This window comes from Chromatiales bacterium (assembly GCA_024234935.1).
Lineage (GTDB): Bacteria > Pseudomonadota > Gammaproteobacteria > Steroidobacterales.
The window spans coordinates 831,407-851,923 of the sequence record JACKNI010000001.1; the positions used below are offsets into that span (position 1 = coordinate 831,407).

Sequence of the window (20,517 nt, forward strand, 5' to 3'; positions counted from 1 at the left end):
TTGTCAGAACGAATTGACCGCCGCCACCGCGACAGCCAGGTTGTAGATGATTGTGGTGACCGCGCTCCACATCGGCAGCGGTGGCAGGCGCTCGGTGTCGACCGGTACGACGATCGTGTCGCCGGGGCGAATATCCTTGCCGGGATCGCCGAACCAGCGGCTCTTCGAGCTGGCGACAACCTGGCCGTTGGCCTTGACGACGTAGATCCTGCCGGCGTCGGCCTTTTGCGTGGTGCCGCCGCTCATGCCCACATAGTCGGAACGTGAGAGACCTGGCTGATAGAGATGCGAGGTTGCAGTCTGGACCTCGCCGAGAACGGTAACTTCCTGGCTGCGCCTCGGCACGACGAGCCGGTCGCCGTCCTTCAGCAGGATGTCCGCAGCCGATCCGGGTTTCGCTGCGAGCACCTGGGGCAGATCGATGGCGAGACGGCCGACCGGTTTGGTATTCCGCAACTCTGCCAGCAGGGACTGCCCTACCGACAGCGACTGCGCGCCGCCACTTTGCTGATCCACCTGGCTTCTTTGCACGGCCATGGCCGCCATGTCGCGTTCAAGCCGGCTGGTAAGCGCTGCTATCTGCTGCGCTTCGCGCTCCTTGAGGTTCTCGCGGGTAAATACCACGCCTTCGGCAAACGCGAGGTCAGTCAATCCACCGGCCCGACTGATCACGGAGGTCAGCGTTTCGCCACGCCGGATCGGGTAGCGACCGGGGAAGCGCACCTCTCCCTGCAGGGTGACCGCCTCCTGGTCAGACCACTGAGGCACGGATCGAATTGTAAGTACATCAAATGGTTGCAGCACTATATTTGACGCTGAATCACCTGCCTGGGCTGCTGCCAGGTTGATCGGCAACAGCTCCGTACGGCGGGATTCGCCGTTGATCACCTCGTAGCGCACCAGCTCCGCGTCGGCCGCAAAAGCTGCCTCATTCATGCCACCACCGGCGCGCACCAGATCGGCGACGCGCATCCCCGCTTCCAGCGGATAGTCGCCGGGCATACGCACATTGCCGCCGATATTGACGATCTGGCTGGGGTGCTCGCGACTGCTCTGCCGGTTGAGATCGGCGATCACCGGATCAAGCAAGGCCGAGCGCGTTGCCTCCAGATCAAAAACGATGACCTGGTCGCGCGGCGCGAGCACGACGTTGGCTTCTGATTGCGGCGCCGCCCAGGCCTTGGCGATATCGGCCGACAACACCGTCACGCGACGATCTGGCGGCAGCTCGCGCCGGATCAGCACATAGTGAAGATCGGCATTTGGCTTCAGCTCATCGACGCCGGGCAACAGATCAGCGAGACGCATCCCCGGACGGAACTGCGCCGGGCCGGCGCGGTAGACATGACCGCTCACCCTGACGGCATCGGCAACGGTCTCACGCACCGCAGCCACGCGCAGGGTGTCACCGGACTTGAGCTTCATGGCGCGCCCTTGCGGGCCGCCCAGATCCACATCAAGGAGCACATGGCCCTGGCTTGCATCGACCCGGTCGAGCTTGGCCAACCGGGGTGCCGCCTCTGCCGTGAGGCCACCGCTCAGTTCGATCAGATCCTGGACCGTTGCCGCACCCTTGTACTCATAGATCGCAGGCCGGCGAATTTCGCCAGTGATCCCGGCGGTATTGCCTACCGGCGGGATGAAGATCACATCACCGGAAAGGAGGCGCGCATCCTTGCTCGCATCGCCCTTCAGCAGCAGGTCGTAGAGATCGAGGGTCGCGACCAGCCGGCCACCGCGCTTTAGTTGCACGTTGCGCAGCGAGCCGATCGGCTTCACGCCACCACTCACCAAAAGCGCATTGGTCATGGTCGAGAGGCCGCTCACGGTATAGGAACCGGGCCGCTCCGCCTCGCCTGTAATCAGCACCCGAAGCGAGCGCAGTTCGCCCAGCCCGACGACGGCGCGCGTGCCGATCATCTGGTCGGCAACGGTCTTCTCGATCAGCGACTGGAGTTCATTGAAAGGCATGCCGGCAACGCTGATCGGCCCGAGCTCCGGAAAGCGGATCTCGCCATTGCGACCAACGACCAGCGTGTAGTTGGCCTTGACGTTGCCGATCAGCTGCACCTTCACGGCATCGCCCGGACCAACGGTGTATTCAGGCGGCACCGGGATATCGGTGGCCGGCGCGTAGGTTGTTGGTACGTTCGAGAACAGGTCGTAACCGAAGGGCTTGAGCGCGTCCACACCGATGCGCTCGAGACTGAGCAGCGATACGGTCGTGGTGAGATATTGCAGGGCGGGCTCGCGGCGCAGACGCTCGCTGGCCTGGTCGGCCGTCAACCCGGCCAGCGCTATCGGTTGGCTCAGGCCAGGGATCTGCAGACGGCCCAGCTTGTCCAGACGATAGGGATTCGCGGCCAGCGCCCGCTGGCGCAGCTGTTCGAGCGCCTGTAAATCCTGCGGTTGCAGATCCGGCAGGGCATAGGTCTGGTTTGCGGGGAGGGTTCCCGAAAAACTCTTGTCCGGGTAGCCATTCTTTTGAGATGACTTGTCGGGATATGGCTTTTCTGTAGCGGAGCTGGCGCCATCCGCACTGAGGGTACCCAGCTGCAGGTCGAGAAGAATCGTATCGCCGCCGCGGATCCGCGGTGAACCGGTCTGGAACATCGCGGTATCGGACCAGGCCGAATCAGACCATCGGTCATTTGCACCCTGGTCGATTTTCGGTCTGCTGGTTACGGGTTGATCGAGAGGCCGGTCAGTCTGACCACCATCACCCTGAATGCCACTCAGGCCGTACTGTTCGGCCAGGGCGCGCTGCTGTTCGGGAGACAGTGAGCGCAGCATGCGCAGCTGCTCTGGTGTGGGCGTCTGGCTCCAGGCGGGTCCAGCCAGCGTTGCGCCGAGCAGAATCGCGCACGATGACGCCATCCAGAAAGCCAAGGTCCAACCTGCAGTCTCGCGTATCAAACGCCGCAGCATCACGCTGTTCATCCCCCGGTGAGCCCGCGGGAAGCTTACAGAATATGGACGGCGCTGGGTAGGAGCGGTGTGTCGGCGACCCTACTCGTCACCCGACCAGCGGCGGATCGCTGCGGCGATACCCGGCAGCGTGGGATCGGCCTCGGTGGCCTGCAGCTTGTCGTGCATCGCAGTCGCCATCTTCTTGCCGAGCTCGACGCCCCACTGATCGAAGGGATTGATGCCCCAGATACAGGCCTGCACGAAAACTTTTTGTTCGTAGAGCGCGATCAGGAAACCGAGACTGCGCGGATCGAGCCGGCGCATGAGCAGGATGTTGCTCGCGTGATTGCCGGGGTGCACCTTGTGTGGCGTCAGCCGCTCGACTTCCGCCGGGCTCCTGCCCTGCGCCACCAGTTCGGCACGTACCGCATCGGCCGGATTGCCGCGCGCAAAGGCCTCGGCCTGGGCCAGCATGTTGGCAAGCCCCACCATGTGCTGATCGACGGCAGCGCTTGAGCCCTCGACCGGCGCGATGAAGTCGGCGCAGAACTGCGCTGTGCCCTGGTGCAGGAGCTGGAAGAAGGAATGCTGGGCATTCGAGCCCGGCTCGCCCCACAGCACCACACCGGTGGACCACTGCACAGGCTGGCCATCGCGCGTGACGCCCTTGCCGTTGCTCTCCATCTCCAGCTGCTGCAGGTAGGCGGGAAAGCGGCCGAGCCGACCGTCGTAGGGCAGAACCGCGTGGCTGGTGGTACCCAGATGGTTCTGGTTCCAGATGCCGACCAGCGCGAGCAGCACCGGCAGGTTGTCGATCAGCGGCGCACGGCGAAAGTGTTCATCCAGCTCGTGCGCACCGCGCAACAACTGGCGGAAATTCTCGCCGCCGATGGCGATGGCAATCGCGAAGCCGATCGGCGACCACAGCGAATAACGTCCGCCGACCCAGTCCCACATTCGAAAGCGGTGCTCTGGCGCGATGCCGAAAGCATCCATCGCCGGACCATTGACCGATACCGCGACGAAATGCCGGGCGACCGCGGCCTCGCCCAGCTGGCGGATAAACCAGCTCCGCGCAGCGCCGGCATTGAGCGCGGTTTCCCATGTCACGAAAGTCTTGGAGCAGATGATGAACAGGGTTTCTGCCGCCGAGACACTGGCGAGCACATCGGCGAGCTGGGTGCCATCGACGTTGGAGACGAAGTGCAGACCGAGATCCGGATCGGCATACTCGTGCAAGGCCTGGACCGCCATGACCGGCCCGAGGTCGGAGCCGCCAATACCGATGTTGACGATGTGGCGGATGCGCGCACCGGTAGCGCCGCGGAATTCACCGCTGCGGATCGCCTCGGCCAGCGCCAGCATGCGCTCGCGTTCGGCAGAGACTTCCGTCACCAGGTTCACGCCACCCACGACGACCGACGCATCGTCCGCATCACGCAGGGCCATGTGTTGTGCGGGACGGTTCTCGGTGCTGTTTACCGCCGCGCCGCTGAACAGCGCTTCGATCCAGCGCGGCAGCTCACGTGCCTCGGCCAGCTCGATCAGCAGCCTGAGCGTCCCCGCATCCAGCCGGCTGCGCGAGAAGTCGAGGATGAAATCGCCGTGCTGGCGGGAAAACTGCGCGTAGCGCCCTGGCGTATCGAGCAGTTCAGCGATATGTGTACCGGCAAGTGCCGCGGCTTGCCGCTTGAGCGCCTGCCAGGCCGGCAGCTGATCGAGCCCGCTGCTTTGCTGCTCCAGGCTGCCAAGCTGATCACTCATCGCTTGATCTGATGGTAGTCCAGATACCAGTCCACAAAGCGCGCCACACCGGTTTCGACCGGCGTGGCCGGACGGTAGCCGACATCGCGTGCCAGGTCTTCGACATCCGCCCAGGTATCCGGTACATCCCCGGGCTGCAGCGGCAGCAGATTCTTCTCCGCCTTGCGCCCGAGTCGTTCTTCGAGCACGGCGATGTAGTGCATGAGGTCCACGGGCTGGGCGTTGCCTATGTTGTACAGGCGATATGGCGCCGGACTGGTGGCGGGATCGGGCGCATCGGAATCCCAGTCCGCATTCGGCGTGGCGACGTGATCGAGCGCCGCCACCACACCGCCGACGATATCGTCGATGTAGGTGAAGTCGCGCCGATGCTTGCCGTAGTTGAAGACATCGATCGGCTTGCCTTCGAGGATGTTCCTGGTAAACAGGAACAGCGCCATGTCCGGCCGGCCCCACGGACCGTAGACGGTAAAGAAGCGCAGGCCGGTAACCGGCATGCCATAGAGACTGGCGTAGGTATGCGCCATCAGTTCGTTGGCCTTCTTGGTGGCGGCATACAGGGACAGCGGGTGATCGACGTTCTGGTGCACCGAGAACGGCATGTTGGTGTTTGCGCCATACACGGAACTCGTCGAGGCATAGACCAGGTGCTCGACCGCGTTATGCCGGCAGCCTTCCAGCACATTGAGCGTGCCGACCACGTTGCTGTCGACATAGGCATGCGGATTCTCGATGGAATAACGCACACCGGCCTGCGCACCGAGATGGACGACGCGATCGAATCGCGAAGCGGAGAACAGTCTGGCCATACCCTCGCGGTCGGCGAGGTCCAGAAACTCAAAGCGGAAGTTCGACTCTTTCTGCAGTATTGCCAGCCGGGCCTTCTTCAGGTTTACGTCGTAGTAGTCGTTGAGATTGTCGAGACCAACCACTTCGTCGCCACGTGCCAGCAAATGCCGCGCCGTCGTCGAACCGATGAATCCCGCTGCGCCTGTGACCAGAACCTTCATTAATTGCTACTTCCGTTCGCTGTCGCTGTCAGAGACGCCCGTCGACCTGGTTGGCCGGCAGCAGGCTCTTGATGTCATAGAGGACGTGCCCTGCCCGGCCCCAGGCGTGAATATCAGCCGGAGACATGTCCCGGAACTGGTCGTGGGCCACCGCGATGACGATACCGTCGTACTGCCCCTGTGCCGGTTCCTGCCTGAGGATGTCGAGGCCGTATTCGTGCTTGACCACGGCAGCATCGGCCCAGGGATCATGGATGTCCACCGTGGCTCCATAGGCCTTGAGTTCATGCACCACGTCCACGACGCGGGTATTGCGCACGTCGGGACAGTTTTCCTTGAAGGTGATGCCGAGTACGAGAATGCGGGACTTCGGCAGACTCGCGCCACTCTTTACCATCAACCGGATCACCTGCGACGCGACGTAGAGACCCATGTTGTCGTTGATGCGCCGGCCGGCGAGGATCATCTCCGGGTGATAGCCCATCTCCTGCGACTTGTGGGTGAGGTAGTACGGATCGACGCCGATGCAGTGGCCGCCGACCAGGCCCGGGCGAAACGGCAGGAAATTCCATTTGGTACCGGCCGCCTGCAGTACTTCGAGCGTGTCGAGACCCATGCGGTTGAAGATCAGCGCCAGCTCATTGATCAGGGCGATGTTCACATCGCGCTGCGTGTTTTCGATCACCTTGGCAGCTTCGGCCACACGGATGCTCGAGGCCGGATAGGTGCCGGCCGTGATGATCGTGGCGTAGAGTTCGTTGACGAAGGCTGCCGCAGCCGGCGTCGAACCGGCAGTGATCTTGCGGATGGTGGGCAGGCGGTGTTCCTTGTCGCCCGGGTTTATGCGCTCCGGGCTGTAGCCGACAAAGAAGTCCTTGTTGAGTTTGAGGCCCGAAAGCTGCTCGAGAATCGGCGCGCAGTCTTCCTCGGTGCAGCCGGGATAGACGGTCGACTCGTAGACCACGATGGCGCCCTTGCCAAGTACCTGGCCAACCGTGCGGCTGGCCGCACGCAGCGCACTGATATCGGGGCGCTTCGCGGCATCGATCGGCGTCGGCACCGTGACGATGTACACATCGCAGCCACGCAGGGCCTCGAGATCGGTACTGAAGCGCAGATGTTTCGCTTCGGCGAGCTCGGTGGCGTCGGTCTCGAGCGTGCGATCGTTACCCGCCTTCAGTTCGGCGATGCGCGCGGCGTCGATGTCAAAACCGAGGGTATCGAGATGCTTGCCGAACTCGACCGCGAGCGGCAAACCGACGTAACCGAGACCAACAATGGCCACCCTGGCGTCGGCCGTCCTTTTGAAGCTCGTCATATGCGTTCTTTATCCTTTTTCCCGGGGACACAGGCCTGCCCATTGTCCGGCAAGAGCCCGGCCTGGCCACACGGGACCGGTCACACTACAGCAGAAAAACCACGGCGATCAGGCCCGTCAAGGTCATGGTAACGGCATAGGGCAGGGCCATCCAGACCATCCGGCCATAGGAAAGACGGATCACTGGCGCCAGGGCCGAGGTCAACAGGAACAGGAACGCTGCCTGGCCATTGGGCGTAGCCACACTGGGAATATTCGTCCCGGTATTGATCGCCACGGCCAGCAGGTCGAACTGTGCGCGGCTGATGCTGCCGGCGGCGAGCGCATCCTGCGCCTGGCTGATATACACCGTACCGACGAAGACGTTGTCACTGACGGCTGACAACAGGCCCGCTGCCAGGTAGTACGTGACGACCTGCGTCCGGCCGGCCAGGCTGAGCACCCAGTGCGTAAAGGGATGGAAGAGTTGCTGGTCCTGGATCGTCGACACGATTGCGAAGAACACCACGAGCAGTGCGGTAAACGGCAGCGCAGCTTCGAAGGCGTGCCCCAGCCTCACTTCCTCCGTGACACCGTTCAGCGCAGTCGCCAGCACGATGATGAGCAGTCCGATCAGGCCGACTTCGGCGAGATGGAAAGCCAGCGCAAGGATCAGTATCAGCACCACGACGGCCTGCACCACCAGCACGCACTTTTGCCGCAGCGTTCGCGACGCTGCTTCGTGCCGGGCATGCTCGCTAAGCACGGCGCGCACTGCAGGACTCAGCTCGGCGCCAAATCCAAACCAGCGTGTGGTCTCAAGCCCGACACACACCAGCAGCCCGGCCGCCAGCACAGGCAGGGAAACCGGCGCGACGTTGAAAAAAAACTGACTGAAGGTCCAGCCTGCTTCTTTGCCAATCAGCAGATTCTGCGGCTCGCCAACCAGTGTCGTGACGCCGCCGAGAGCAGTCCCGACTGCGGCATGCATGACCAGGCTGCGCAGGAAACCGCGAAACTGGTCGAGATCCTGCCGATGGAGCTCCGGCACGGAGCCGTCATCGATCCAGCCATCGGACTGCGCATCGGATTGACCGGAAGCCACCCGCTGATAGATCCGGTAGAAACCTTCCGCGACGGCCATGACCATGGCAGTGACGGTGAGCGCGTCGAGAAATGCCGAGAGAAATGCGCCGGCAGCGCAGAACATCAGCCCCAGCAAGGGCTTTGATTGCACACCGAGCAGAATCCGGCTGAAGACATACAGCAATATCTCGCGCAGGAAGTGAATGCCTGCCACCACGAAGATCAGCAACAGGATGACCGGGAAATTGTGCAGGGTTTCCTGGTACACGCCGTCCGGTGTGGTCATGCCGATCAGCACCGCCTCGATCGCAAGCAGCCCGCCCGGCTGCAGCGGATAGCACCGCAGCGCCATGGCCAGCACGAAGATGAACTCGGCAATCAACAGCCAGCCGGCGGCAAACATGCCCAGGCTGAAGGCCACCAGCGGATTGATCAGCAGGAAGGCGACGACAGTAAATTTGTACCAGTCGGGCGAGCCGCCGAGAAAATTCGCAACCAGTGCCTGACGAACCGTGAGCTGCATCGTGAATTGTCCCGAAGGTGAAGGGTTTCGGTGCAGGAGCGGCTTCATCCGCTCCTGCAGCCGCGATCAAGGGTTTGTGCGCCAGAGCGTCTTTCCATGGCTGATCTTGTCGATCAGCTGCAGATGCTGCTCGTGCTCGGCCAGCTCTTCCGGCGTGGCCCGGATCACACGCAGATTGAGGCCGCTACGGTCAATCGGACGGGGCGGTGAAGGCCGCCCGCCGGCTTCCGGGCTGTTGCGGTCCAGAGAAAGGGTTGCCTGTCCGCCGGTCATGGCCAGATAGACGTCGGCAAGCAGATGCGCATCCAGCAACGCACCGTGATACTCGCGGCCGGAGTTGTCGATGCTGTAACGCTTGCAGAGTGCGTCGAGGCTGTTGCGCTGGCCGGGATGCAGGCGGCGTGCAAGCGCCAGCGTATCGACAACCGGGCAGACCTCGGTCACGGTCGCCGGCGACCGTCCGGTCCGGCGCAGCTCGGCATTCAGAAAGCCCACATCGAAGTCCGCGTTGTGGATCACCAGCTCGGCACCGGCGATGAAACCGAGAAAATCATCGGCGATTTCACTGAAGCGCGGCTTGTCCTGGAGCATTTCAATGGAAATGCCGTGCACTTCCTGCGCACCGGGATCTATGTCGCGATCCGGTTGCAGATAGTGGTGCAACGTGCGCGCCGTCCGCCGACGATTGACGAGTTCCACACAGCCAATCTCGATCACGCGATGACCGAGCTTCAGCTCAAGCCCGGTGGTCTCGGTATCCAGTACGACCTGTCGCATCCGCTGATCTCCGCTCAGTCCGCACTCGCCGCCGTACGGCCGCCGAGTGTCGCCTCCAGTCCCTGGTTTGCCAGTGCATCCGCCCGCTCGTTTTCCGGATGACCGGCATGGCCTCTGACCCAATGCCACTCGACACGGTGCTTGGCAGTGATCGCATCGAGCCTCCGCCAAAGGTCCTCGTTCTTTACCGGCTTGCGGGCTGCCGTACGCCAGCCGGCACGCTTCCAGCCCTCCAGCCATTCGCTGATCCCGCGCCGGACATACTCGGAATCGGTGTACAGCGCGACCTCACAAGGCCGGCTGAGTGCGGTCAGCGCCTCGATCGCCGCGGTCAGCTCCATGCGGTTATTGGTGGTATGGAGTTCTCCGCCGCAAAGTTCGCGCTCCTTGCCATTGGCACGCAGCAGTGCACCCCAGCCGCCCGGACCCGGATTACCGCGGCAGGCACCGTCGGTATAGATCTCGACCTGGCTCATGCGGCTTCGCGCGTGGTGGGATTGACGAGGCCGCCCACCAGTTGCGCGCGGCGGCGACGAAGCGCGGGACGAACCGGCGTCATGGTGAACATCTCGCGTCGCGCGACGAGCAGATAGCAGCTGGCCAGCGGATGCCAGCCGCGGCGCCGGCTGTGTCGATCCCTGACGGGTTCGGCTGCCACATGGCTGCGATAGATCGGCGCCGTAAAGTGAAAAAAACATGACGGGTCCACGCGGAAATCGAGCAGGCGCAGCCAGTCGTGCAGACGGGATTCGGAAACCATGCGCCGCGAGCCAGCCGGAAATTTGCGGCGCGCAAGATAGTGGCGCATGCCCCACCAGCCCCAGGGGTTAAAACCCAGCACCACCAGATGTCCGTCAGGACGCAGAATACGGTCGACCTCGCGCAACACATCGTGCGGATCATCTGCGGTCTCGAGGGTATGGGGCAGGAAAACAGCATCGATCGAATCGGGGACAATGGCCAGATCCTCGGCGGCGCTGACCAGATCCACACCCGGAGCAGGCTGTGCGGCGACCACCGCGTAGCGTCGCGTCCGGGCAAACTGCCGGAACAGCTGTCCGTCGCCCCATGCACCGATCTGCAGACACTGGTCGCCGAAGATACTCTCGAAAGCACCGGCCACCTGGTACGACTCCTCCCTGAGCAGGGCGATGCCGGTACCTGAATGGAGCCAATCGGAGCGCATATCCGTATATTAGCCCACAGTGATGCACCGGTTTAGCCCGTGGCACCTTACAATGGGCGCCTGGCCAGCAAGTAAAATTGAGGCAGACGATGGGTTTTCTCAAAGGCAAGCGCGCACTGATCGCGGGTATCGCGAGCGATCGCTCCATAGCATGGGGTATTGCGCAGGCAATGGCCCGGGAAGGTGCGGAACTTGCCCTCACCTACCAGTCGGAGCGTCTCAGCGAACGTGTGCGCGAAATGGCGGCAGAGATCGGCGCAAATATCTGCCTGCCGCTCGACGTCTCAAGTGATGACGAGATCATACGCATGTACGCATCGCTTGCCGGGCACTGGGACAAGCTCGACATCATCGTGCACTCGGTCGCATTTGCGCCCCGTGACCAGCTGGTTGGCCCCTACCTCGACACCGTCACGCGCGAAGGCTCACATATCGCGCACGATATCAGCAGCTACAGTTTCGTGGCGCTGGCGAAGTACGGCCGAGGCATGCTCTCGAAGCAGTCTGCCATGCTGACGCTGTCCTACCTGGGTGCGGCGCGCTCCCTCCCGAACTACAACATCATGGGCCCCGCCAAGGCCAGCCTTGAATCCAATGTGCGCTTCATGGCGGCCGACCTCGGTGCTTCGGGTGTACGGGTCAACGGTATTTCGGCAGGACCGATCAAGACGCTGGCCGCGTCCGGGGTCGGCGACTTCCGGCAGATGCTGCAGCACTTTGCCAGCATCGCCCCCCTGCGGCGCAATGTGACCATCGAGGACGTCGGCAATGCAGCCGCATTCCTGTGCTCGGACCTCGCCAGCGGGATTACCGGTGAGATCGTCTACGTCGATGGCGGCTTCCATACGGTGGGCATGAGCCTTCCCGAATAGGCGCGCCGCCTCACCTACTGCGTGACGTCTTCGGCCTTGAAGAGATCCTTGGCCACCACGACCTTCGCTTTACTGCGCAGATCGGCAGCCAAGGCTGCCAACTCGGCCTGCGCTGAACGCTGGGCCAGAATGCGCTTCTGCGCATCACGCTGATCTTGCGGTATCTGTGCAGGGTCACCCGGAATGACGCGATCGAGCCGGAACACCGCGTAGCTGCCATCTCCCAGCGATACACCACGCACCACGGGCTTGCCATCGACAGGTGCCGGAGTACGGAACACGGCCGAAAGCAGTTCGGGTGGCAAAAGCGGCGAGCGACGCAGCACCGGTCCGGTCCTGGTCAGATGCAAATCCATCGAAGCGAGGACAGCGGCGAGATCTTCGCCGGTCTGCTGGCGCTTGAGAATTGCTTCGCCCCTGGTCTTCGCCTCGGTCGCCGCACGCAGCGAACGCAGCCGGGCGACGATTTCGTCGCGGACCTCGGCCAGCGGCCGGGCAGCCGGCAGTTTGTGTTGGGCGACCCTGGCAACCACGACCCGCCCCTGATCAAGCTCGATCAAGGGCGTATTCTCGCCACCCTCCAGCACGGCATCGCTGAAGACGGCGCTGATCAGATCTGAGTTGTCGCCAAATGGTCCGCCGCCGGCACGCGTATATCCCGGGTAGCGGCGGATCTGCAGCCCCGCTTCCCGGGCTGCAGGCTCCAGCGAGCCGGGGTTTTCGAGCGCGAGATCATCGAGCCGCTCGGCCAGCGCATAGAACGAATCCTGCGCCTTCTGCTCGCGCAAGGATGCCGCGAGCTGCTCGCGTACCTGTTCAAAATCCTGCCCCTCGCTGGCCTTTATCGCCTCCAGCCGGATGATGTGATAACCGAATTCGGTCTTTACCGGCGCCGAGGTCTCGCCCGGCTTCAGGGCAAACAGGGCTTTTTCAAACGGCTCGACATATACACCGCGCGCAGCAAAACCCAGATCACCGCCGCGCGCAGCCGAACCGGGATCACCGGAGTACTGGGCCGCCAGCGCCGCGAAATCAGCACCATCGGCAAGCTTCTTTTCAATTTCATCGGCCAGCGCTTTCGCGGCCGCATCACTGCGATCGGTGCCCACAGTGATCAAAATGTGTCTGGCATGCCGCTCCTCGGGGCTGCGAAACCGTGTCGGATCCTCGTCGTAGGCTTTGCGCAACGCTGCCTCGTCCGGCACATAGTCGCGTTCCGCATCCGCCAGACTGATTTCAAGGTAGTCGAGGTCAACCGTTTCTTCGCTCTGGAACTGCGCGGAGTTCGTCGCGTAATAGGCCTGGATTTCCGCGTCCGAGGGGGTAATTGCCGCACCCAGAATCTTGGGGTCGAACAGCACATACTCGAGATCACGGCGTTCCTGATCAAGGGCGATGATGCGGCGGAACTCGGCCGGCGTGAAAAAGGCGCTGCCGGCAATACCGTCCTGCAACTGGTTCACCTCAAGCAGGGAACGCTGCTCGCTCTCGAAGGCCGCGGCGGACGCCCCGTTTGCAGCCAGTGCCGCGTCATAGGCCGGCTTGGAAAACTGCCCGCCCACCTGAAAATTCTTCAGACTGCGGATATGGTCGGCAACACGCTGCGCACTGACCCGGAAACCGGCTTTGTGTACAAACTGGAGAACTGCCCGGTTCAGCACCAGACCGTCGAGCGTCTCCTGCTTCAGTTGCTGTTCTACTTCAGGCGACAGCTGGCTACGGGTTTCCTGCTGTCTGGCGACCGTACGGTCCTGCAGCACACGCTGGAACTCCACGATCGGAATATCCTCGCCGTTGACACTGGCTGCGGTTCCGGCTCCCGTGAAAGGGCTGTTACCACCGACAAAGGTCAGGACAAGGGGTACGCCGATCAGGGCAATAACGACCCATGCAATCCAGCCCTTGAGACCGTCTCTTATTTTTTCCAGCATCGATTTCTCCAAACAAAAAAGGCGCCACACTGGTGGCGCCCGTTCGTTCGCATCAGATCAGCCATATGCTGCCACAGATGCACTTGCAGGATAGTTGGCGGAGTGGACGGGACTCGAACCCGCGACCCCCGGCGTGACAGGCCGGTATTCTAACCAACTGAACTACCACTCCAAAAAAAACCGACCGCCCGACCGGAGAAACCCGGGCATGGTCCCCCGAGAGCCTGCCTGGGCTGATCAGAAACAGTCTGCGAATCTGGTGGGTGCTGAGGGGCTCGAACCCCCGACCTTCGCCTTGTAAGGGCGACGCTCTTCCAGCTGAGCTAAGCACCCTGTTTGCTGGCCGCGATCCAGTTACCGGCACTCATGCCGGCTGGCAACCAGAAACTACGACCATCAGGCGATGCCCCTCACAGGGCACCCGGCAGCCGCCTAGTTTACGGCATCCTTCAGAGCCTTCCCAGCCTTGAAACCAGGTACCTGGCTGGCGGCAATCTGGATCGTCTCACCGGTGCGCGGATTACGGCCCTGACGTGCCGCGCGCTTCTTCACGGCAAAGGTTCCAAAGCCCACAAGCGCGACCTGGTCGCCCTTCTTCAACGCCTTTGTGACCGCGGTAATGACAGCATCCACTGCACGAGTGGCATCAGCCTTCGACAGGCCGGCATCATCCGCAACCACGTCGATCAGTTCACCCTTGTTCATCAACGTACCTTCTTAACTGTTTCCCGATTACTGACTACGCTACCGGCAAACCGGCAGCACCCCCTTGAAAACTTCTCCGGCTGTCGTCAAACCAGCGAACACACCGATACGGACATAAACCCGATCCTTCAACAGGACTGCAGGATCTGGAATCCGGACGGCGGTGAAATGAAGTATAGCGGGACGCGAAGCCGCGAACCTTATACCAAGCGCAAAAAACCGCTGTCAACCTGCACTCGGCCCGGCGTTAGTGGGCGCGTACAGCCTTATCAGCGGGATCAGTTTGCGCCTTCTGCGCTTCGTCTGCCACCAGTTTGCCTTCGACGGTCTTCGGCATCGGCATGTCCTGCAGGGACAACTGCAGGACCTCATCTATCCAACGGACCGGAACAATGTTGAGGTTGTCCTTGATGTTTTTCGGTATTTCCGCCAGATCCTTCTCGTTGTCGTGCGGGATCAGCACCGTCGCAATCCCGCCACGATGCGCAGCCAGCAACTTTTCCTTGAGGCCACCGATCGGCAGAACCTCACCGCGAAGGGTGATTTCCCCGGTCATGGCCACATCACATCGCACCGGGATATTGGTCAGGGCAGAGACCAGCGCCGTACACATGCCGACACCTGCGCTCGGCCCGTCTTTGGGCGTAGCGCCCTCCGGCACGTGTATATGCAGGTCGAGCTTCTGGTGAAAATCCTCGTCTATTCCCAGTGTCCCGGCACGCCCCCTGACGATCGTGGTGGCGGCCTGGATCGACTCGCGCATCACTTCGCCGAGTTGACCGGTATGGATCATCTTGCCCTTGCCGGGCACGACAGCTGCTTCAATCGTCAGCAGTTCACCACCGACTTCGGTCCAGGCAAGGCCGGTCACCTGACCGATGCGGTTGCTCTCCTCCGCGCGGCCATAGCGGAAACGGCGCACACCCAGATACTTCTGCAGGCCCTTCGGTACCACGTGAGTGGTCTTGCTTTTCGGCTCGAGCAGGTGGCTCTTGACGACCTTGCGACAAAGCTTGGCGATCTCACGCTCGAGGTTTCGCACGCCCGACTCGCGCGTATAAAAACGGATCATGTCGTGAATCGCCCCATCGGATATCGAGATCTCGTCCTTCCGCAGCCCGTTGTTCTTTATCTGCTTTGGCACGAGATAACTGCGCGCGATATTGAGTTTCTCGTCTTCCGTATAACCGGCAAGACGGATTACTTCCATTCGATCAAGCAGCGGCGCGGGGATATTCAGCGTATTGGCAGTACAGACGAACATCACATCGGAGAGGTCGAAATCGACTTCCAGATAGTGATCGGCAAAGCTGCCATTCTGTTCGGGGTCGAGCACCTCGAGCAGGGCCGACGAGGGGTCGCCACGGAAGTCCGTCGACATCTTGTCGATTTCATCGAGCAGGAACAGCGGGTTGCGCACGCCGGCCTTGGCGAGGTTCTGGATGATCTTGCCGGGCATCGAGCCGATATAGGTACGCCGGTGGCCGCGGATCTCCGCCTCGTCGCGTACCCCGCCCAGTGACATGCGGACAAAGGTCCTGTTGGTGGCGCGCGCAATACTCTGGCCCAGTGAGGTCTTGCCCACACCGGGCGGACCCACCAGGCACAGGATCGGACCCTTCAGCTTCTTGACGCGCTGCTGAACCGCCAGGTACTCGAGAATGCGTTCCTTGACCTTCTCCAGGCCATAGTGATCCTTCTCGAGAACCGCTTCGGCCTGCGGCAAGTCATGATTGACCCGGGTACGTTTGCGCCACGGTGCCTTGAGCAGCCAGTCCACGTAGTTGCGGACCACGGTTGCCTCGGCTGACATTGGCGACATCAGCTTGAGTTTGTTGACCTCGGCTGTCGCCTTCGTGCGCGCCTCCTGCGACATGCCGGCACGTGAAATGCGCTTTTCGATATCAGCGATCTCGTTCGGGGCATCGTCCATGTCCCCGAGTTCTTTCTGGATCGCCTTCATCTGTTCGTTGAGGTAGTACTCGCGCTGACTCTTCTCCATCTGCTGCTTGACACGGCCGCGGATCCGCTTCTCGATCTGCAGCATGTCGATCTCGGTCTCGATCAGCATCATTACGTGCTCGAGACGTTCACGGATCGGGATGATTTCGAGGACCTTCTGCTTCTGGTCCAGCTTGAGGGACATGTGCGCAGCGATGGTGTCGGCCAGCCGCCCCGGCTGGTCGATACCGGCCAGGGACGTCAGGATCTCCGGCGGCACCTTGCGGTTCAGCTTGACATAGTTTTCGAACTGGGAAATCAGCGAACGCTTCAGGACATCCGCCTCACGGGTAGTGACGTCGAGACTGTCTTCAACCAGGTCGATATCGGCTGAAAAGAACTCGCCGGCCCTGGTCTCAACAAGATTGGCCCGAACGCCGCCCTCAACGAGAACCTTGACCGTACCGTCCGGCAGCTTCAGCAACTGCAGAATGGTGGCCAGCGTACCCACGCGGTAGACATCCTCCAGCGAGGGCTCGTCCACATCGGCCTGTTTCTGCGCCACCAGCAGTATCTGCTTGCCGGCCTGCATCGCCGCATCGAGGGCCTGGATGGAACGGGATCGGCCCACGAACAACGGAATGACCATGTGCGGATAAACCACCACATCGCGCAGGGGAAGGATGGGAACGTTCAGACGTTGTTCCGGCGGATTCTGTTCAGACATTCCTCTCTCCATGCGCAATGCGCCGTTCCGCCCCTGGCTGGCCGGAAGACCCGGGCGCTAGCCGCCGCACAACACTCTCACGAGCTCAGCTGCCGCCGCCGGAACCTGCTGCCCGGCGCTCTTCCGTCACGGCACGCAAGGACCCGGCCTCATCAGACTCATAAATGATATAGGGACGCGTCTCACCAGTGACGACGGCCGCGTCAACCACCACCTTGCGGGCATTACGCAGGGACGGGATCTCATACATGGTGTCGAGCAGGATGCCCTCGAGAATGGTCCGCAACCCCCGGGCACCGGTCTTGCGCTGCATGGCACGCAATGCGATCGCGCGCAGCGCGTCTTCACGAAACTCCAGTTCCGCACCTTCCATCTCGAACAGACGCCGGTACTGCTTGACCAGCGCGTTCTTTGGTTCAACCAGGATGCTTACCAGCGCCGCCTCGTCGAGTTCATCGAGCGTGGCGACCACAGGCAGCCGGCCGACAAACTCGGGAATCAGTCCGAAGCGGATCAGATCCTCCGGCTCCACATCATTCAGCAACTCGCCGATCGGTGAGTCTTCGCTACTGCGCACATCGGCGACAAAGCCGATACCGCTCTTTTGCGAGCGCTTCTGGATAATCTTCTCGAGCCCGGCAAAAGCGCCGCCAACGATAAAGAGAATGTGCCGCGTGTCGACCTGCAGGAATTCCTGCTGCGGATGCTTGCGGCCACCTTGCGGGGGTACGGAGGCAACCGTACCTTCGATGAGCTTCAAAAGTGCCTGCTGCACGCCCTCCCCCGAAACGTCACGGGTGATTGACGGGTTGTCCGACTTGCGGGAAATCTTGTCAATCTCATCGATATAGACGATGCCGGTCTGTGCCTTTTCGACATCATAGTCACACTTCTGCAGCAGCTTCTGGATGATGTTCTCGACATCCTCGCCGACGTAGCCGGCCTCCGTAAGCGTCGTTGCATCAGCAATCGTGAACGGCACATTGAGCAGGCGAGCGAGTGTCTCGGCGAGCAGCGTCTTTCCGCAGCCGGTGGGACCGATGAGCAGTATGTTGCTCTTCGAAAGCTCGATGTCGCTCTTGCCAACATCGGTAGAACGGTTTTCCAGCCGCTTGTAGTGGTTGTATACCGCTACCGAGAGGATCTTCTTGGCCCGGTCCTGACCGATGACATACTCGTCAAGGACATTCTTGATTTCCTGCGGCTTGGGCAGCTTGGTGCCGGTGTGATCCTGACGGTCTTCCAGCTCCTCGCGGATGATGTCATTGCAGAGCTCTACGCACTCGTCGCAGATAAATACCGAGGGACCGGCAATTAGCTTCCGTACCTCATGCTGGCTCTTGCCGCAGAACGAACAATAGAGCAGCTTGCCGTCGTCGCCACGTCCCCGGGTTTCATCTACCATGGTTGCCTCGTTTCTCTGCCGTGAGGTCCGTCACATGGACCCGGTTCAGATATAACACGCCCTTGTCCGGCCGTGCAAAGCAGCTGCACATATTCTGCGATCAGTTCACATCAAGCCGGGATGCGAACGTCTGTGCGGCTTTCCAGCACGGAATCAATCAGACCGTACTCAACGCCTTCAGTACCGCTCATGAACCGGTCGCGGTCGGTGTCGCGGTCGATCTGCTCGATCGGTTGACCGGTATGCTTCGCCAGGATCCGGTTGAGCCGGTCGCGCGTTTGCAGGATCTCCTTGGCGTGGATATCGATATCCGTCGCCTGGCCCTGGAAACCACCCAGCGGCTGGTGAATCATCATGCGCGAATGCGGCAGACAGAAACGCTTGCCCTTGGCCCCGCCGGTCAGCAGCAGCGCACCCATGCTCGCCGCCTGGCCGAGGCAGATCGTGCTGACATCCGGCTTGATGAACTGCATCGTGTCGTAGATGGAGAGCCCGGCAGTCACGACGCCACCCGGTGAATTGATATAAAGGTGAATGTCCTTGTCGGGATTCTCGGACTCCAGGAACAGCAACTGGGCGACCACGAGGTTGGCCATGTGATCTTCCACCGGACCAACGACGAATATCACCCGCTCCTTGAGCAGCCTTGAGTAGATATCGTAGGCACGTTCGCCGCGGGCAGTCTGCTCAATCACCATCGGCACGAGGCCGAGCGCCTGTGTTTCCATTGCCATGTCCAGCTGTTCCTGTCTGTCGTACTGTGCGCCGCCGGAAACCCGGCGGACCCGTGCTCTGTTCTGCGCTGCCTAACTGCCTACCAGTGCCTGGAAACTGGTCGGTTTCGGCGTCACCGTGGCGCGCTCCGTCAGCCACTCGATCACCTGCTCTTCCAGCACCATGTCTTCCACCTGGCCCAGCAGCCCGGCGTTCTGGTAGTAGATCTTGCGCACCTCATCCGGCTTGTCGTAACCCCTCACAAGTGAATCTATTCGTTCACCAACCCTGTCCCGATTCGCCACCATGCTCTGCTCCATGATGATGGCACCGAGCAGCAGGCTGAGGCGCACACGCCGCTCGGCTGCGGGGAGATAGGTTTCGACCGGCGGCGCGCCCTGCCGGTCGGGCAGACCGAGATTGCGCGCTGCATCGCCCTGCAGCGATGCGGCAGCTTCCGCAACCAGCACTTCAGGTACATCGATGGGATTGTGCTTCAGCAACAGTTCCAGCAGCTGCTGCTTTACTTCAGCCCGTGCACGCGATTCAAACTCCTGGGCCATGTTCTTGCGGATATCCTGCTCAAACTCGGCACGATCACCGCTCTCGACCCCGAAGCTGCGGACAAACTCCTCGTCCACCTCCGGCAACTGTTCTTCGGCGACCTCGCTGATGCGCAGGTCGAATTCGCCCCGACGTCCAGCCAGTGTCTTGTTCGGATAATCGGCCGGGAACTCGACCTGAATGGTCTTCTGCTCGCCGGCACGGACTCCGGCCAGTTGCCGTTCAAAGTCAGGTACGAGGCGACCGCCTCCGACCACCACACTGACCTGATCACCTGATCCGTTTTCAATCGGCTGACCATCGAGCCGGCCTTCAAAATCGAGTGTCACCTGGTCACCGTCACGGGCCTCGCGCTCAACCGGATTCCAGGTCCGGCGCTGCCGACGGAGGTTGTCGATGACGAAGCTGACGTCGGCGTCGTCCAACTGCGGTTCCGGGCGCGAGACCGTCAGCGCATCGATGCCCTGCAACTGAAAATCCGGGAAAATCTCGAAGCTGGCGGTGAACGACAGGTCGCTGCCGCCGTCACCGGAGTCCGGTGTGGTTTCAATCTGCGCGTCGCCGACGGGGCGCAATTTCTCGCGGGTCACGGCCTCGGAATAACTCGAGCGCACGACGTCCTGCATGACCTCCTGACGCACCTGGTCACTGAAGCGCTGACGCACGACTTTCTCGGGGACCTTGCCCGGGCGATAACCCTTGATGTTGGCCGTCCGCCCCACCGAGCGGAGACGCGATTCGACTTCGCGCTCGATACGCTGTGCCGGCACGCTGACCCGAATGCGCCGCTTGAGACCCTGTGCGGACTCAATGGCTACCTGTACGTCTGAACCCTCAACGCGCTCCATTCATCCTCTCGCTTTCTGCTGTGACTGCCTGATTTCCGTACGGCGTAGCACACTGGCCCCAAAATCCCCTACACCGGGGCTGGTGCGAAAGGAGAGACTCGAACTCTCACGGGTTGCCCCACAGGAACCTAAATCCTGCGCGTCTACCAGTTCCGCCACTTTCGCGCCTGGGGCCCCGTGGCGCACTACGCGGCGCATTATACCGAAGGGTCCTGGCCACGCCGTCCGAAACGGCGGGCGCCGGGCCTTCGCCGAAT

General features: G+C 61.8%; 15 protein-coding genes and 3 tRNA genes. 1 reads left to right on the plus strand and 17 read right to left on the minus strand.

Going from position 1 to position 20,517, the window contains the following annotated elements; genetic code table 11:
- Positions 1-3: 3 nt before the first annotated feature.
- From H6979_03975 to H6979_04010, 8 genes are all read right to left on the minus strand, one after another.
- Positions 4-2,793 carry an SLBB domain-containing protein gene (locus tag H6979_03975; GenBank protein ID MCP5138999.1) on the minus strand — a complete coding sequence of 930 codons (2,790 nt, stop codon included), beginning with the start codon at positions 2,791-2,793 and terminating at the stop codon, positions 4-6.
- A 216-nt stretch (positions 2,794-3,009) separates the two neighbouring features.
- The gene (gene pgi, locus H6979_03980) at positions 3,010-4,674 is read right to left on the minus strand and encodes a glucose-6-phosphate isomerase (GenBank protein ID MCP5139000.1); all 1,665 of its coding nucleotides are present in this window, start codon (positions 4,672-4,674) and stop codon (positions 3,010-3,012) included.
- A complete protein-coding gene (locus H6979_03985; protein MCP5139001.1) occupies positions 4,671-5,684 on the minus strand; it encodes an NAD-dependent epimerase in 1,014 nt (337 codons plus the stop codon). The genes pgi and H6979_03985 overlap by 4 nt, the downstream gene beginning before the upstream one ends.
- Positions 5,685-5,712: 28 nt before the next feature.
- Positions 5,713-7,002, minus strand: a complete 1,290-nt coding sequence (tviB, locus tag H6979_03990; protein MCP5139002.1) for a Vi polysaccharide biosynthesis UDP-N-acetylglucosamine C-6 dehydrogenase TviB — start codon at positions 7,000-7,002, stop codon at positions 5,713-5,715.
- Positions 7,003-7,087: 85 nt separating this feature from the next.
- Positions 7,088-8,590: a sodium/proton antiporter NhaB gene (nhaB, locus tag H6979_03995; GenBank protein ID MCP5139003.1), complete on the minus strand. Its 1,503-nt coding sequence runs from the start codon at positions 8,588-8,590 to the stop codon at positions 7,088-7,090.
- Between the two features lie 66 nt (positions 8,591-8,656).
- Complete coding sequence (dnaQ, locus tag H6979_04000) at positions 8,657-9,367, minus strand: DNA polymerase III subunit epsilon (GenBank protein MCP5139004.1); 711 nt, start codon at positions 9,365-9,367, stop codon at positions 8,657-8,659.
- A 14-nt stretch (positions 9,368-9,381) separates the two neighbouring features.
- On the minus strand, positions 9,382-9,843 hold the full coding sequence (gene rnhA, locus H6979_04005; GenBank protein ID MCP5139005.1) for a ribonuclease HI: 462 nt from the start codon (positions 9,841-9,843) through the stop codon (positions 9,382-9,384).
- Entirely contained in the window at positions 9,840-10,553 is a 714-nt protein-coding gene (locus H6979_04010) for a class I SAM-dependent methyltransferase (GenBank protein MCP5139006.1), read from the minus strand. Before H6979_04010 ends, rnhA begins: the two co-directional genes overlap by 4 nt.
- 89 nt (positions 10,554-10,642) lie before the next feature.
- Here H6979_04010 and H6979_04015 point away from each other — a divergent pair, with 89 nt between their 5' ends.
- Positions 10,643-11,425, plus strand: a complete 783-nt coding sequence (locus H6979_04015; GenBank protein ID MCP5139007.1) for an enoyl-ACP reductase — start codon at positions 10,643-10,645, stop codon at positions 11,423-11,425.
- A gap of 14 nt (positions 11,426-11,439) precedes the next feature.
- On the opposite strand, the gene H6979_04020 is transcribed toward H6979_04015, so the two are convergent.
- From H6979_04020 to H6979_04060, 9 genes are all read right to left on the minus strand, one after another.
- The gene (locus H6979_04020; protein ID MCP5139008.1) at positions 11,440-13,356 is read right to left on the minus strand and encodes a SurA N-terminal domain-containing protein; all 1,917 of its coding nucleotides are present in this window, start codon (positions 13,354-13,356) and stop codon (positions 11,440-11,442) included.
- Between the two features lie 95 nt (positions 13,357-13,451).
- Positions 13,452-13,528 (minus strand) — tRNA-Asp (locus tag H6979_04025).
- 85 nt (positions 13,529-13,613) lie between these two features.
- Positions 13,614-13,689, minus strand: a tRNA-Val gene (locus H6979_04030).
- A 99-nt stretch (positions 13,690-13,788) separates the two neighbouring features.
- A complete protein-coding gene (locus H6979_04035) occupies positions 13,789-14,061 on the minus strand; it encodes an HU family DNA-binding protein (protein ID MCP5139009.1) in 273 nt (90 codons plus the stop codon).
- A gap of 247 nt (positions 14,062-14,308) precedes the next feature.
- Positions 14,309-16,741, minus strand: coding sequence for an endopeptidase La (lon, locus tag H6979_04040; protein ID MCP5139010.1), 2,433 nt, complete (start codon positions 16,739-16,741; stop codon positions 14,309-14,311).
- 73 nt (positions 16,742-16,814) lie between these two features.
- Positions 16,815-18,134, minus strand: coding sequence for an ATP-dependent Clp protease ATP-binding subunit ClpX (gene clpX, locus H6979_04045; GenBank protein MCP5139011.1), 1,320 nt, complete (start codon positions 18,132-18,134; stop codon positions 16,815-16,817).
- Between the two features lie 110 nt (positions 18,135-18,244).
- A complete protein-coding gene (clpP, locus tag H6979_04050; protein ID MCP5139012.1) occupies positions 18,245-18,862 on the minus strand; it encodes an ATP-dependent Clp endopeptidase proteolytic subunit ClpP in 618 nt (205 codons plus the stop codon).
- Between the two features lie 78 nt (positions 18,863-18,940).
- The gene (locus tag H6979_04055; protein MCP5139013.1) at positions 18,941-20,260 is read right to left on the minus strand and encodes a trigger factor; all 1,320 of its coding nucleotides are present in this window, start codon (positions 20,258-20,260) and stop codon (positions 18,941-18,943) included.
- 80 nt (positions 20,261-20,340) lie between these two features.
- A tRNA-Leu gene (locus H6979_04060) sits at positions 20,341-20,425 on the minus strand.
- Between the last annotated feature and the right edge of the window lie 92 nt (positions 20,426-20,517).